The organism is Acinetobacter sp. WCHAc060042 (genome assembly GCF_003231195.1).
In the GTDB taxonomy this organism is placed as follows: Bacteria; Pseudomonadota; Gammaproteobacteria; order Pseudomonadales; family Moraxellaceae; genus Acinetobacter.
In genome coordinates this window covers 48476-62512 of sequence record NZ_QKVN01000003.1, presented here as the reverse complement: position 1 = coordinate 62512, position 14037 = coordinate 48476, and the positions used below count along the sequence as shown (strand labels likewise).

At 41.9% G+C, this 14037-nt stretch carries 16 protein-coding genes; 11 read left to right on the top strand and 5 right to left on the bottom strand.

Going from position 1 to position 14037, the window contains the following annotated elements; translation table 11 throughout:
- Window positions 1–40 precede the first annotated feature (40 nt).
- Window positions 41–1195, bottom strand: coding sequence for a radical SAM family heme chaperone HemW (gene hemW, locus DPG01_RS02085; RefSeq protein WP_110974048.1), 1155 nt, complete (start codon window positions 1193–1195; stop codon window positions 41–43).
- A 124-nt stretch (window positions 1196–1319) separates the two neighbouring features.
- On the opposite strand from hemW, the gene DPG01_RS02080 reads away from it, so the two are divergent.
- Window positions 1320–1781: a DMT family transporter gene (locus DPG01_RS02080; protein ID WP_086208995.1), complete on the top strand. Its 462-nt coding sequence runs from the start codon at window positions 1320–1322 to the stop codon at window positions 1779–1781.
- Window positions 1782–1882: 101 nt separating this feature from the next.
- The gene (locus tag DPG01_RS02075) at window positions 1883–3184 is read left to right on the top strand and encodes an MATE family efflux transporter (RefSeq protein ID WP_110974093.1); all 1302 of its coding nucleotides are present in this window, start codon (window positions 1883–1885) and stop codon (window positions 3182–3184) included.
- Window positions 3185–3229: 45 nt separating this feature from the next.
- Here the strand turns inward: DPG01_RS02075 and DPG01_RS02070 are convergent, their stop codons facing one another.
- Window positions 3230–3439 carry a DUF1737 domain-containing protein gene (locus tag DPG01_RS02070; protein WP_086208996.1) on the bottom strand — a complete coding sequence of 70 codons (210 nt, stop codon included), beginning with the start codon at window positions 3437–3439 and terminating at the stop codon, window positions 3230–3232.
- A gap of 193 nt (window positions 3440–3632) precedes the next feature.
- Between DPG01_RS02070 and DPG01_RS02065 the strand changes: the two genes are divergently transcribed.
- Together DPG01_RS02065 and DPG01_RS02060 are read left to right on the top strand one after the other, a co-directional pair.
- Window positions 3633–4931: an ABC1 kinase family protein gene (locus tag DPG01_RS02065; protein WP_110974047.1), complete on the top strand. Its 1299-nt coding sequence runs from the start codon at window positions 3633–3635 to the stop codon at window positions 4929–4931.
- A 133-nt stretch (window positions 4932–5064) separates the two neighbouring features.
- Window positions 5065–5319: a type B 50S ribosomal protein L31 gene (locus tag DPG01_RS02060; RefSeq protein ID WP_086208998.1), complete on the top strand. Its 255-nt coding sequence runs from the start codon at window positions 5065–5067 to the stop codon at window positions 5317–5319.
- A 117-nt stretch (window positions 5320–5436) separates the two neighbouring features.
- Here the strand turns inward: DPG01_RS02060 and crcB are convergent, their stop codons facing one another.
- Window positions 5437–5814: a fluoride efflux transporter CrcB gene (gene crcB, locus DPG01_RS02055; RefSeq protein ID WP_086208999.1), complete on the bottom strand. Its 378-nt coding sequence runs from the start codon at window positions 5812–5814 to the stop codon at window positions 5437–5439.
- Window positions 5815–6035: 221 nt separating this feature from the next.
- On the opposite strand from crcB, the gene DPG01_RS02050 reads away from it, so the two are divergent.
- Window positions 6036–6368 carry a HopJ type III effector protein gene (locus DPG01_RS02050; protein ID WP_086209000.1) on the top strand — a complete coding sequence of 111 codons (333 nt, stop codon included), beginning with the start codon at window positions 6036–6038 and terminating at the stop codon, window positions 6366–6368.
- A 188-nt stretch (window positions 6369–6556) separates the two neighbouring features.
- On the opposite strand, the gene DPG01_RS02045 is transcribed toward DPG01_RS02050, so the two are convergent.
- A complete protein-coding gene (locus tag DPG01_RS02045) occupies window positions 6557–7117 on the bottom strand; it encodes a hypothetical protein (RefSeq protein WP_110974046.1) in 561 nt (186 codons plus the stop codon).
- A gap of 172 nt (window positions 7118–7289) precedes the next feature.
- Between DPG01_RS02045 and DPG01_RS02040 the strand changes: the two genes are divergently transcribed.
- Window positions 7290–7916: a class I SAM-dependent methyltransferase gene (locus DPG01_RS02040; protein WP_110974045.1), complete on the top strand. Its 627-nt coding sequence runs from the start codon at window positions 7290–7292 to the stop codon at window positions 7914–7916.
- Window positions 7917–7989: 73 nt separating this feature from the next.
- Here the strand turns inward: DPG01_RS02040 and DPG01_RS02035 are convergent, their stop codons facing one another.
- Window positions 7990–8463, bottom strand: a complete 474-nt coding sequence (locus tag DPG01_RS02035) for a Holliday junction resolvase-like protein (protein ID WP_110974044.1) — start codon at window positions 8461–8463, stop codon at window positions 7990–7992.
- 123 nt (window positions 8464–8586) lie between these two features.
- On the opposite strand from DPG01_RS02035, the gene DPG01_RS02030 reads away from it, so the two are divergent.
- From DPG01_RS02030 to DPG01_RS02010, 5 genes are all read left to right on the top strand, one after another.
- Window positions 8587–9231: a ParA family protein gene (locus DPG01_RS02030; RefSeq protein ID WP_086209004.1), complete on the top strand. Its 645-nt coding sequence runs from the start codon at window positions 8587–8589 to the stop codon at window positions 9229–9231.
- A gap of 137 nt (window positions 9232–9368) precedes the next feature.
- On the top strand, window positions 9369–10490 hold the full coding sequence (locus DPG01_RS02025) for an AI-2E family transporter (RefSeq protein ID WP_162900251.1): 1122 nt from the start codon (window positions 9369–9371) through the stop codon (window positions 10488–10490).
- Window positions 10491–10634: 144 nt separating this feature from the next.
- Window positions 10635–11186 (top strand): superoxide dismutase family protein, encoded by a 552-nt coding sequence (gene sodC, locus DPG01_RS02020; RefSeq protein WP_086209006.1) that lies wholly within the window; start codon window positions 10635–10637, stop codon window positions 11184–11186.
- 218 nt (window positions 11187–11404) lie between these two features.
- A complete protein-coding gene (yccS, locus tag DPG01_RS02015; RefSeq protein ID WP_110974092.1) occupies window positions 11405–13555 on the top strand; it encodes a YccS family putative transporter in 2151 nt (716 codons plus the stop codon).
- Window positions 13556–13698: 143 nt separating this feature from the next.
- Entirely contained in the window at window positions 13699–13998 is a 300-nt protein-coding gene (locus DPG01_RS02010) for a DUF3817 domain-containing protein (RefSeq protein WP_087527333.1), read from the top strand.
- The last annotated feature ends 39 nt before the right edge of the window (window positions 13999–14037 follow it).

Below are 14037 nucleotides of genomic sequence, written 5' to 3'. Positions count from 1 at the left end.
TTTAGAACCATGATTGCCCACGCAATCATGGTTCTAAAACTCAGAGAAATGATTCCAGCACTGAATTTAAAAATACATGCCCCTGCTCGGTGCACGCTAAACGCGTCGCATCATCCACCATTAATTTTCGACTGCGTAATGAGTCCAAAGTTTCGGCCAAACTCTCCAGATTCAAACCTGTACGCTGCGCATAATTTTCAGCTGCAACCCCATCATTTAAACGCAAAGCATTCATCATAAACTCAAATGGAAGTTCGTCGGCTTCAATCCGCTTAAACTGTACATGCTCCGCAGGGACTTTAGCCAAATAATCTTTCGGTAAACGAGTTTTCTGGAAACGATAGACTCCATCTGGCTGGGTCACTTTAGCATGTGCACCTGCACCAATCGCCAAATAGTCGCCAAACTGCCAGTAATTCAGATTATGTGCAGAAGGTAATTCCTTACGCCATGCCGAAACTTCATAGTTGATAAATCCCTGCGCTTTTAAATAAGCTTCACCCTGCGCCTGAATCTCTTCAAGCACATCATCCACTGGTAAAATCGGCTGGGTTCTAAAAAACACCGTATTCGGCTCAATGGTCAGTTGATACCATGAAATATGCGTGGCACCATTTTCCACAGCAAGTTTTAAATCCAATAAGGCTTGTTCCAAAGTCTGCTCAGGTAAGCCATGCATCAGGTCGACATTAATACGTTTAAAACCTGCATCACGTGCTAAACCAATGGCTGAAATCGCATCACTATTGCTATGAATACGCCCCAGTTTTTTTAAATGTTCCGTGTTAAAACTTTGCACCCCAATCGAAAGCCGATTAATGCCTGCTGCCAAATAATCGGCAAAAGGGTCATGTTCCACTGTACCTGGATTGGCTTCTAAGGTAATTTCACAGTTCGTCTCAAACGGTAGTAATGCTTTGAGCTGAGCAAATAACCATTGATATCCCTGCGCTGAAATGAGGGACGGTGTTCCACCGCCAATGAACACACTATGAATGTGACGCCCTTGAGCAAACTCAAGCTGAGTTTTAAAGTCCTCAACCAAAGCATGTAAATATTCTTGCTCTAAATCTAAGGACAGTTTGCCATCTGGGACTGCGTGCGAGTTAAAGTCGCAATAAGGACACTTACGCACACACCACGGCATGTGGATATATAAAGACAACGGAATATTTGCAGGATGTAAATCGGTCAAGGACGAGACTCTAAAGCACAGCGATAATCTTGCACATTTTAACATGACTGCATCAAGACACTTATGAAATCTGTGGCTATTTGGATTAGACTGATAAAAAGACAAGAAGAATGAATGGTTTAAAATGATGAAAATATCGAGCCAATTGCTGTTTATGTTGCCGCTTGCTTTCGGTATTGGTATTGCTATGACCTTTCAAACTGCACTGAATACACAACTCCGAGAATATCTATACTCCCCCCTGCAAGCTGCACTGTTATCCTTTTTCGTTGGAACCTGTGTGTTAGCGCTTTTAGTTTTGTTTCAGCCTGTCGACAAACCACAGTTACATGCTTTTTCCAATATTCCGTGGTACTTATGGCTCGGCGGATGCCTAGGGGTTTATGCCATCAGTATAAGCATCTATACTGCGCCTCAATTAGGCTTTCTCACGTTTTCAGGCTTGGTTATTTTTGGACAAATCCTGACTTCGATGATTTTTGACCACTATGGTCTATTGGGTACCGAAAAAACACCTGTCAATTGGCAGCGTTTACTTGGTGGCGTCGTAATTTTTATTGGTGTGCTTCTCACTTTACAACGCTGAATTTATTTAGACCAAGCACATGATGAATATGAGTAATTTTTGTGTCGACTACAAATAAAATCACCTCCCATCGTTTCGAATTAAAAAAGTTATTGGTGTTAATGCTCCCCATCCTGATCACGCAGTTTTCTCAAGCGGGTCTTGGGTTGATTGATACCATCATGGCGGGACATTTATCTCCGACCGATTTAGCCTCAATTGCTGTCGGGGTCGGTTTATGGATCCCTGTGATGTTGCTGTTTAGCGGCATCATGATTGCCACTACACCATTGGTCGCCGAAGCGAATGGGGCACGTACCCCTGAAAAAATCGCCACCATTGCTCGTCAATCCCTTTGGGTCGCCTTTATTTTGGGCAGTATTGCGGGTTTAATTTTACAAGCCATGCCGCTGTTATTGCCCCTCATGGGTGTACCTGCAAACTTACTGCCTAAAGCCAGTTTATTTTTACATGCGATTGGCTTTGGTATGCCTGCGGTAACGATGTATGCAGCACTGCGTGGATATTCAGAAGCGCTCGGCCACCCACGTCCTGTTACCGTGATTAGCTTAGCGGCTTTGGTCCTTTTGGTTCCCCTAAACTTTGTCTTTATGTATGGTTTCGGCCCGATTCCAGCGCTGGGTTCGGCAGGCTGTGGATTTGCCACTGCAATTTTACAGTGGATCATGTTTGTCACTTTGGCCACTTATATTTTTAAAGCCTCGGCGTATCAAAAAACTCAAGTGTTTGGTACTTGGGAGAAGATGGATCGCTATTGGATCGAGCGTATTTTAAAACTTGGTCTACCCATTGGTTTAGCTATTTTCTTCGAAGTCAGTATTTTTAGTACCGCTGCAATTATTCTCAGTCCACTGGGGGAAACCATTGTGGCAGCACATCAGATTGCAATGTCGGTCACCTCTCAGTTATTTATGATTCCGATGTCCCTTGCTATCGCCCTCACTATTCGTGTTGGGACTTACTATGGCGAGAAAAACTGGATCGCAATGCGAAAGGTGCAAAAACTCGGGCTCGCTACGGGTACGATTTTGGCGCTGATGACCATGTTACTGATTGCGCTGTTCCGTCCTGAAATTGTGGCAATTTATACCTCTGATCATGAAGTATCAGAAGTTGCGATGTATTTACTATTGTTTGCACTCGCCTACCAACTGATGGATGCTTGGCAAATTAGCGCCGCAGGTTGTTTGCGTGGTATGCAAGACACCAAAGGCCCAATGTGGATCACCATGATTGCCTATTGGATTGTGGCTTTTCCAGTCAGCATTTATTTGGCACGTTATACCAACATAGGTGCAGCAGGCGTGTGGATTGGGTTGATTGTTGGTTTAAGCGTAGCATGTGCCCTACTCTTGCTTCGACTTTATAACAACAATAAACGTCTCAGTCAGGACTATCACTAAAACTTTGCGGTGAATAGGAGGGTTAAATACTCTCCTATTTCTCTCTTACAGTTGTGCCAAAGCATCTTTCAGACCCTGTGGTACTTCGCTTTCATCCTCAACTTCTTTGACCACCACCTGCCCTACGATCACTTCATTGCCATTAAAGGTCATGGTCGGTGAACCATACAGGCTATAGCCTTCATTCAGTGCTTTGGTAACACGTGCACAAAACTGCACATCATCCTTGCCTGTAAAATAACGATAAACTTTCATTTATTTCATACTCAAAATTTTTCGCACAGTGTAACGCGATTTTTAAATGCAGCGACATCCAGCGTGCAATTCACTCAATTGACCACTATTATTTAAATAGAAACATCAGCTTAACAATTTAAAGTAGGCAGTCTTGCATTTGTCGCCTATGATCAAATCTGAGATGTAACAAAAATGCCCCGAGGAATATCGCATGGCAAATACGACTCGTACGCCCGGTCGTCGCTTTATGAAACTTGCCAGTATGACAGCAAGTATCGCAACCAAGACTGTGACCAATTCAATTAGAAACTTCAATGCCGATGAAGATAAAAAAAATGCGGCGCGCAGTCAGCTTTTTCAGGACATTGGAGTTCAAATTGCAGATACCTTAGGTGAAATGAAAGGTGCTGTAATGAAAGTTGGGCAAATTGCATCTCAGTACAAAGACATTTTCCCGCCTGAAGTGGCACGCGCGATTAGTAAATTACAACGCCAAGCGCCAGCGATGCCTTTTAGCGAAATCAAAGCGCAGGTAGAAAAAGAACTGGGTAAACCGCTTAATCAAATTTTTACAGCCTTTGAAGAACAACCCTTTGCCGCAGCCTCAATAGGCCAAGTGCATAAAGCCACTTTACCGAGTGGTGAGCAAGTTGTAGTTAAAGTTCAATATCCGGGTGTAGAAGAAGCCTGTGAAAGCGACTTAAAACAAGTCCGTTTAGCGCTCCGCTTAATGGGTGTGCTCAAAATTGACCGTAAGTTACAAGATCAACTCTTTAAAGAAATTCAGGACAGTTTGGATAACGAGCTGAATTATCAAATAGAAGCGCAAAACTTAGAGGTCGCACGAACCTTTCATCAGGCCCTAGACCCTAAGATTATTATTCCTCAAGTCTATAAAGACTATTCAAGTCGGCATATTTTGACCTTAAGCTTGGAACAAGGTGAAAGCATTGAAACTGCCAGTACGTGGTCACAAGACACGCGTAATGAACTGGGACGTCGTTTATTCCGTGCCATTGGTCGTGAGATTTTCTTTTTAAAGCGCTTTCACTGTGACCCCCATCCGGGCAACTTTGCCTTTCGTGAAGATGGTAGCGTGATCGTGTATGACTACGGCGGTGTCAAAACCCTATCGACTGAAATCGTGATGCATTTTAAGCAGCTGATTCAAGCAGCGCGTGACAGTAATATCTTGGCCATGGAGCAACAACTGACCGCTTTGCACTCCATGTCCGAACAAGGCAAATTTCCTGCCGAACTGTATGAAGCATGGTTAGAGGTACTAATGCGCCCCCTTACGACCATGTATGACTTTGCTGAGAACTCTGCACATCATGATGGCATTGAACTGGTCAAACCATCGCTGAAATATTGGGATGTGTTTAAACCTTCCCCCGATACGCTGATGGTCAATCGTACGGTGTCTGGACATTACTGGAACCTGATTCATCTCAAAGTCCACGACAACCTCAACGATCTGTTTGAAGAGTTGGTACCGCCCACAGCTTAAATAATGACGATAGCTGAGAACAAAACCAATTCAACTCCAATAAACCCAGTTACATAAAGTCACTGGGTTTATTTTGACTTTAATATTGTTATATTATAACATTTCAAAAATAATAGATTTAAGGAGATGCCGTATGCGTGCCAATATTCATCCAGAGTATCGCGAAGTGCTATTTCACGACACCAATGCCGATGCATTTTTCATTATCGGTAGTACATTACAAAGTAACCAGACCCGTGAGCATGAAGGTAAAACGTATCCTTATGTCAGTTTGGATATTTCAAGTGCGTCACATCCGTTTTATACGGGTGAGCAACGTCAAACCAGTAATGAAGGTCGTGTTGCAAGTTTTAACAAACGTTTCGCGCGTTTCAAACGCTCACAATAATTTCATTTTTCTTTAAGCTATACGCGTTATAGTAAAGATATCAAGAAGCCTAAGACCTCCTCCAGCTTAGGCTTCTTTTTTTATGTCTTCAATTGCGACAATGACGGTCTAAAATATTTAAGGCTTAAAAAGGCTGTCGAGTAAATAGAATCCTATTCCAAGTACAATCACGCCCACCACTAAACTTGACAATGCATAACTCAAAGCGAGTAGCATTTGCCCCTGTCTCAGTAATTGAAACGTTTCGAGACCAAAACTTGAGAAAGTGGTAAAACCGCCCAATACACCCACCATTAAAAATAAACGTGCTTCTTGTTGAAGTACTGGATATTTTTGACTGAGTGCAAAAAATAGTCCCGCAGTAAAACAGCCGATAATATTGATCCACCACGTCGGCCATGGAAAGCTCATATTCGGTTTGAAGAGCAATAAGCCTGCACCATAGCGTAAACAGGCCCCTATTCCACCGCCCAAAGCCACCAAGATCCAATTCATTTAATTGCCCTATTTTTCGCAAAAGCTGTATGGATAAGTCCAAAGTTATCCACAGTTCATCAATACTAGACCTATTAAACCCGAATCAATCTACCGACATCAAGGCTTTTCAAGCTTGAGCCGATTCTTAAAATAAGCTCAAAAGTTTTCTCAAATGCAAAACTCACAAACCTACACTTTTTGGGTATGATGTGAGCATAAATTTAATCGGACATATATACATGGCACAGGTCTTATTGGCTCAGCTTGCAACGGGCGAAGCAAAATTTTCAGATGTACTGGCTTTTATTGAAGCTGCTTATACACATACGCCAACTGCGTTTAAAAATGGTTTACAGCACAATGCGGCAACTGAAAACCAAGGCAGTGCCAAAGTGTTTTCGTTTGCACAGCTTCAAGGGCTCGATCAAGCACAAACCTTAAGCTTATTTGCAGAACACTATGCCTCTGTTTTAGCGACACCTGATGCAACGGATCATCAAAATATTCGTCAGTTCATGTTGAATGGTTGGGATGGTATTGCGTTTGATGGTACGGCATTAACCGCAAAATAAAGATAAAAAACCACGTTCAAACAATTTGAACGTGGTTTATCAATAAAATAGTTTAAAATTACGTATCTATAAGTATTTACAGCATATATTAAATAGGTTTCACGTGGAGCAAGACGATATGGTTTGTTCTGTCCTACAATACTGTCGAACAGCATAGTGTAAAGAACTCGTTTAACCTGATTTATCGCTTATCCCTTCACCCGTTCAATCCATTGGATTGAGCTGACACGAAAGACTTCACAAGCGCCATCGCCAGTATCGGTTGGGGTTAAAGAAGACGTCCAGACCAGATCTTTATCTTTGATTTCAACCAAATCACCTTTTAAACGAACCAAGTCACCACGTTTTACATGTTTAATTTGTTTCGCAATTTCAGGGTTAGCTGGAATGATGTGCATATTCGAAACCATCTGCATCGCTTGCTCAGCAGGTACAGGCAGACGATCAATTTTCCAATTGAGATAACGGTCGTATTGATTCACAGTAATATGTCGTGCAATTTCAGGCTCAGCAAATAACCCCCAACTCACTGCATAGTCTATCGGTGAAAATTTGGCTTGCTCATCTTCCGAATAGGTCTTTGAACCCAAAATTCGAAAATCACCTTTAAATGGTTTCAATACCGAAATCGATTGATCTTTAGAGGTCGGCGCTAAACCTTTGGCAATGTTATAATCTACAGTGGCACTGGCACTGATCGGCAACAGTAAACTTGAAAATAAACTGAGTAAGATAAATTTAGATTTCATTGCAAACCTCATTCCCATCGACCTAGGAAAATACGAACTAATCTCATCTTAGTCGAGTTTCCTGAAAAGAAGCTTATGAACTTAGTAACATTGTGAACGAATTATGCAGTCTACTTTTAGCTAGAGCATTTTTCAGTTAGGCTAATCAACAATAAAAAAGATCCATTCGCTCATGCTTTATAAATATTATCAACAACACATTTTTCCACATGTATTAAATCAGGTCATGCAAGTGCCCAGTTTAATGGACAAGCGCCGTGAACTACTTTTACCGATTCAAGGAGAGGTATTGGAAATTGGTTTTGGTACAGGGCTGAATCTGCCTTTTTATCAAAATGTCGATACGCTCTATGCCCTTGAACCCAGCCCTGAAATTTATCATTTGGCTGTAGAGCGGGTACAGGCGGCCCCGTTTGAAGTACATCACTTACAAGCACGGGCAGAAAAGCTACCTTTTGCTGACCACAGCCTTGAACATGTAGTCAGTACGTGGACGCTGTGTAGTATTGCAGAGCTAGAACAGGCTTTGCTAGAAATATTACGCGTGCTCAAACCCGGCGGTACCTTACATGTAGTGGAGCATGTGTTAAACACCAGTAATCTGTATATTCAGCGCCTACAACACTTACTCACGCCTGTGCAAAAGCGTTTAGCGGATGGCTGCCATCTCAATCGAAATATTGAACAGTCCTTAAAAGCAGCAGGATTTAATGTGATAGAACAACACTACTTTTATGCTGAGGGAATCCCGAAACTCGGACAACTGATGTACTTTGCTCGTGCGCAAAAACCCAATTAAGATAATCGCAATATTCATATCATGCTGTATTTGAAGTTGTTCAATTGAATGGACATGTTTGTTGCTACTTGGCTTATTCCGTCGTATCAAAGTCGATGCGTACCGTTTCAAAACGAACTCGCCCTGCTTGAATCGCTTGCGCAATGGCCACTTGTCCTTTGGTCAGCCTCGCCCCACCGCTTTTAATATCAATAAGCACAATTTCAATATCTTCCGCTTTCCCCTCACCATCACGCAGGTCGGTATAACCATCAAACACCACATAGTCGACAGGATCTCCCAAAAATTTAGCATCACTGGGTAAGTATTCAAACTGCGGCATAATCGGTGCCAGTTGCTCTGCCATTTTGCCTTTCAACACTGCACGACTGGTATTGACACTGCGCTTTTGTGCTTGAGCCAAAGCCTGCTGATGCTCTAATTCTAATTCGGCAATGTAGCGCTCATATTCTGCTTTGATGCGTCCATTTCGGCTGTGACTTAAAATAAGGGTGGTCAAGACCACACCAATTACTGCACCGATCAACATTGCCATCCATATGGACATGGTTTTTTCCTAATTTTGTGCTACTGCTAGCAAGATTTAAGCTTATAACTTTGGTCATGTGTCATATCCAGCACACAAAAGAATGATATGCTAGGGATGAGCAGAATAAAATCATTTAAGGTCATGAAAACGATATTAATTGCAAACCAAAAAGGTGGCTGTGGCAAAACGATAACCGCAATTAATTTAGCGTCAGCACTTGCACAGAAAGGTTATAAGGTCGCATTGGCCGATGCTGATAATCAAAAGTCTGCCCGTCAGTGGTTAAAACAACGCCCTGACCACGTAGCACATATTGAAAGTTTGGATTGGCGTCATGAAAAATCAATTGGTGAAGTCCCTAAAAATATTGAATATTTAATTATTGATGCACCAGGCGCACTGTCTGGTGAACATGCGGAACAACTGGTGAGTGAAGCACATGCTATTGTGACCCCACTGCAACCTTCATTTTTTGATATTGACAGTACACGACGTTTTTTAAAACACTTGCAAGAGATTAAACGTATCCGTAAAGGTAAAGTTCAAATTCTCCTTTTAGCCAATCGGGTCAAAGCCAACAGCGCCAGTGCCAAAGACATTCAAGACTTTTTTGAAAAGATTGAACAGCAACCGATCGCATGGATTTCTGAGCGTACCGCGTATGGTCAATTGGCAATGCAAGGCTTAAGCATATTTGATAAAACACAAAAAAATTATTTAACCATCCAAAGCCAATGGCAACCTTTGCTCAATGCAATTGTCGATGATCCAAGTGCATGGTTCTAAGGCATTGAAGATAAAGATAAGCCAATGAACTCTGCTTTTATGTTCAGTAATTCACGAGAACTTACCAAGGGTACATTCTCGTTCGCATTTTTTTCAGTTAATATGACTTTGACCTTAGAGATATAGCAGTGAATACCGTGCAACGATACGCACCAGCCTTACAAAAAGTATTGTTATTTGGACTGATTTTTATTCTGTTCTATTTGAGCTTTCAAGTCCTGAAATACTTTATTGTACCTGTGCTTTGGGCTGCGATTATTGCCTATATCACATGGCCTTTATATCACTCCGTGCAGAAGCTCTGTGGACCGCGTCCAACTTTAAGTGCAACCATTATGATCAGCATGGTTATATTGGTAGTCGGAATTCCATTGACCTTTGCAATCTTTATGCTGCAACACGAAGGTCGGAGCTTATTTTACGAATTACAAAAACAGGTCTTTTCTGGTCACTTAGATGTGCCTCAATTTATCCGTGACTTACCTTTTATCGGTAAGGAAGTCACACGGACCTTAAAAGAAATCAATACTGACCCCAATAGCATCGTACAAAATGTTTCAGGTTGGTTCCAAAGCCACTTAAGCTATGGTCGTTTAGTTCTCAGTGAAATCAGTAAAAATATTTTCAAACTCTGCTTTGCAGTCATGTCTTTATTCTTTTTCTACCGTGATGGACAAACCATTTTAAGTCAGGTTAGTAAGGCACTTGAAATGGTGATTGGACCACGTATTCATCACTATTTAGATACCATTTCTGAAACAACACGCGCCGTGCTGTATGGTGTAGGGCTTACAGCTGTTGCTCAAGCACTCTTGGCAGGCATTAGTTACTTTGTTGCAGGTGTTCCAAATCCAATGGTACTCACCATTGTTACCTTCTTATTTGCGTTGATTCCATTTGGCCCTCCTGTCGCTTATAGTGCCGTATCACTGTGGTTGTTCTCACAAGGTCAAACCATTGAGGCTATAGGTGTGATGGCTTGGGGTGTTTGTGTCGTGAGTACAGCGGACAATGTGATTCGCCCATTGGTGATCTCAGGTGCAACTCAAATTCCATTCTTACTCATCATGTTTGGTGTGCTAGGTGGTTTAGCCAGCTTTGGTATGATCGGTTTATTTATTGGCCCTGTGATCCTAGCCGTGCTGTTAGCTATTTGGCGTGAATGGTTGCATGAGCAGGTCAATGAACCCTTGATGATGCCGAAAGCGACATTAGCTTATGATCCACCTGAAGAGCCATTAGACACGCCAAAAAAATAACTTTAGTGAAATAACTTAAACGCATGCTTTCACCGAGAGCATGCGTTTTTTTATGTCAGATACAAAAACACTGTACGGAGAACATTGAACCCAAGCCTTGCCTTTGTTTGAATGGTTCTGAATTTTAAGGAAAAAGGATCTAATATGTTGTCTTCTACTTTAAAACTAAGTGCGCTCATGGCGTTGATTGGTTTAGGGACTGTGGCATGTAGCACGACTCCAACTGAAAGTAACACGATGGTCAAAAATGTCGATGTTCATGCGGTTTCAACTGCAGGTGTGGGACAAAAAATTGGTACCATTCGTTTTACTGACAGCCCTGCTGGCCTAGTTATTCAAACCAATTTAAGCCAGCTTCCGCCGGGCCCACATGGTTTTCACATCCATGAAAAAGGCTCATGTGATGTGGCTGAAAAAGAAGGGAAACCAGTTGCAGCTTTAGCTGCTGGCGGACATTTTAACCCCGAAAAAGCACCCAACCACGGTACACCGCTCAACGGTCATCTGGGTGATTTACCAATCTTGAATGTCGACTCAGCAGGTAATGCGAAAGTCAATTTACTTGCACCTCGTTTGAGTTTAGCAAACATACAAGGTTTAGCGGTGATGGTGCATGCAGGTGGCGACAACTACTCAGATAGTCCTAAACCACTCGGCGGTGGTGGCGATCGTATCGCCTGTGGTGTAATTCAATAAATCTATCGCATCCTTAGCATGTAAACAAAAAGTGCTTCATCTTCGTTTCTGTGGATAAGTTCTGACTTATACACATAGCACAGCGGATGAATTTTCTGCTGTGTTTTTATCGCTTTTTACTCTCTTTTTCATGTGATGTTCAATCGCATTAAATTGACAGTATGCTAAAAAACGTTCAGGCTAAAAGCAAAATAAAATCAAGCCTAGACAATGACATCGTGAATAATTTTCGCCAGTGGTTTCAATCTTTTCAGTCCAATGCAATTTTTATGTATTGCCTGCAAATTTTTATCGTGCTGAGTGGTACAACCTTAGGGCTCTACTTTTTAGGACTGGAACAACTGATCGTACCGACGACTTTAGGTGCGATTGCAACTGCCTTAACTGACTTCGATGACCGACTTAGTATTCGTCTCAGAAACCTAGTCTATGTCTGCGTGCTGTTCTTTAGTGTCAGCAGTATTTTAGATTTCCTGCATCCCTATAAATTCATATTCATCATTTACTTATCGCTTTCTAGTGCTTGTTTTATCTTACTGGGGGCACTTGGACAACGCTATGCAGCGATGAGCTTTGGCACCATTTTACTCTCCTTATACAGCATGTTTGGCTTAGGAGAATATTCGGTTTGGTACTTTCAACCTAGTTGTTTTGTCTTGGGCGCATTGTGGTATGGCTGTACCGCTATTGTGTTTTATCTGCTAAAACCAACTTTGGCCGTTCAGGACAATCTAGCACGCTGTTTTAAGCAAATTGCAGATTTACTCAATGCCAAAGCACGTTTGTTTGACCTTGATAATCAAAACAATGTTGAAGCATTACTCTACGACTTATCCTTACAAAACAGCACAATTATTCAAAGCTTTAATAGCACCAAAAGTTCGCTGCTCACTCGACTAAAGGCCTCACGCGCCAACCAAAAGACGATTTATTGGCTGAATTTATACTTTCTGGCTCAAGACATTCATGAGCAAGCCAGCTCTAATTATTTACACTATGAACAGCTACATCAGAACTTCAGCCGTACAGATCTTATTTTCCGTATTCAAAAAAATATTCGGCTGCAGGCCCTTGCCTGTCAGGCATTGGCACGCTGTATTCTCAGCAATCAAATCTATGTGTCAGATCCCAATACGAATCAAGCATTGCTGAATTTACACAGTTCCATGCAAGACTGGATTCGAGACAATCCACATAATATTGAAGTCAAAAATCTACAACTGATTTTAAATAACTTAGACAATGTGCATGAACGCTTTCAACACTTAAATGAACTGCAATTACGCCAAGAGCAACGCTATCAAGAACACATCGACAACCTCAACTTATACGATGATGATATTCATGGTTGGCACGATCTGTGGCTCAAACTCAGCCAACATCTCACCCCGCAGTCGGCACTGTTTCGACATGCGGTACGTATCGCCTTTGTCTTTGCTGTGGGTTATGGCATTTCTCTTCTGCCTTTTGCCCAACATGGCTACTGGATTTTATTGACGGGGTTATTTGTCTGCCAAATGCGTTATTTCGCCACCAAAAGTCGCTTAAAAATGCGAACCTTGGGCACCATTTTAGGGGTGATGTTAGGTATTCCTCTGCTGTATTTCGTACCGAGTATTGAAGGGCAATTACTGCTGACCATCATTTTTGGGGTGTGCTTTTTCTATCTCAGCTCTAAAAAATATGCCATGGCAACTCTAATGGCAACACTCATGGTACTGCTGATTTTTAATTTAAAAGGTGCAGGCTATGCCATTATTTTACCGAGGATCATGGATACTCTAATGGGTTGCGCCATTGCGTGGTTCGCGGTCAGTTTCATCTGGCCTGATTGGGACTTTCGTAATATTTCCAACACCATAAAAAAAGCTTCTGATAGCACCCTCAACTATTTTGATGCCATTTGTGAACAGTACCAACAGGGCAAAAACAATAGCATGGCTTATCGCGGAGCACGGCGTGCTGCACACAATGCCCAAACTGAACTTGCAAGCATGATTTCTAGTCTCAGTACTGAACCGAATCCAAACCCAGAACTGATACACCATGCTTTTCGCTACTTGGTATATAGCCACAGTCAACTCAGCTATATTTCTGCTTTGGGCAGCCATCGTGAACTGGTACAAGACAACCAAGTACTGGAACTCATGCTCTGGTGTAAAAACACGCTGAATGACGTACTACTTCAGCATAAGACCTTACCCGAGCGAGAGATTCAACAGAAACTGGCAGAGATCAAATACTTAAACACACAAGAAACAATGAGTCAGCACTTGCACTTGGTCCTCAAACAAATCAGCCTACTACTGGAAACCCTACCAGAATTGCTCAAATTGAAAACCGAACTACTCACCCGAGATATTAAATAAGTCATTAAATAATCCATGTCATCCGAAGCCCTCAAAGTGTTTCAATTTGGCCCAAATGGCTCAGCTTGGCTATGTATCTTAAATAGTTCATTTTTCTTTCATTCTTGAGTACACTCGAGCTTCATTCTCATAGATTTTTGACCATGAACATTCAGACATTACGTGTTGTAGGATTTTTAGAAGGGATTTCTTTTTTACTGTTGTTATTTATTGCGATGCCAATGAAATACATCTTTGATAACCCGATCCTAGTCAAATATGTCGGTATGGGGCATGGCGTATTATTTATCCTGTTTCTCATCGTGCTGTTTGTGGTATGTGAAAAGCAAAAATGGTCTTTGAAGATGTTTATTCTAGGTTTGATCGCGTCCATTCTACCCTTTGGGCCTTTTGTATTTGATGCCAAAATTAAAAAACTAGAACCTGAGCAAGCGGAAGCCTGAGTTTTAATACCATTTTTAAATACTGGCTTTAAAAGGATG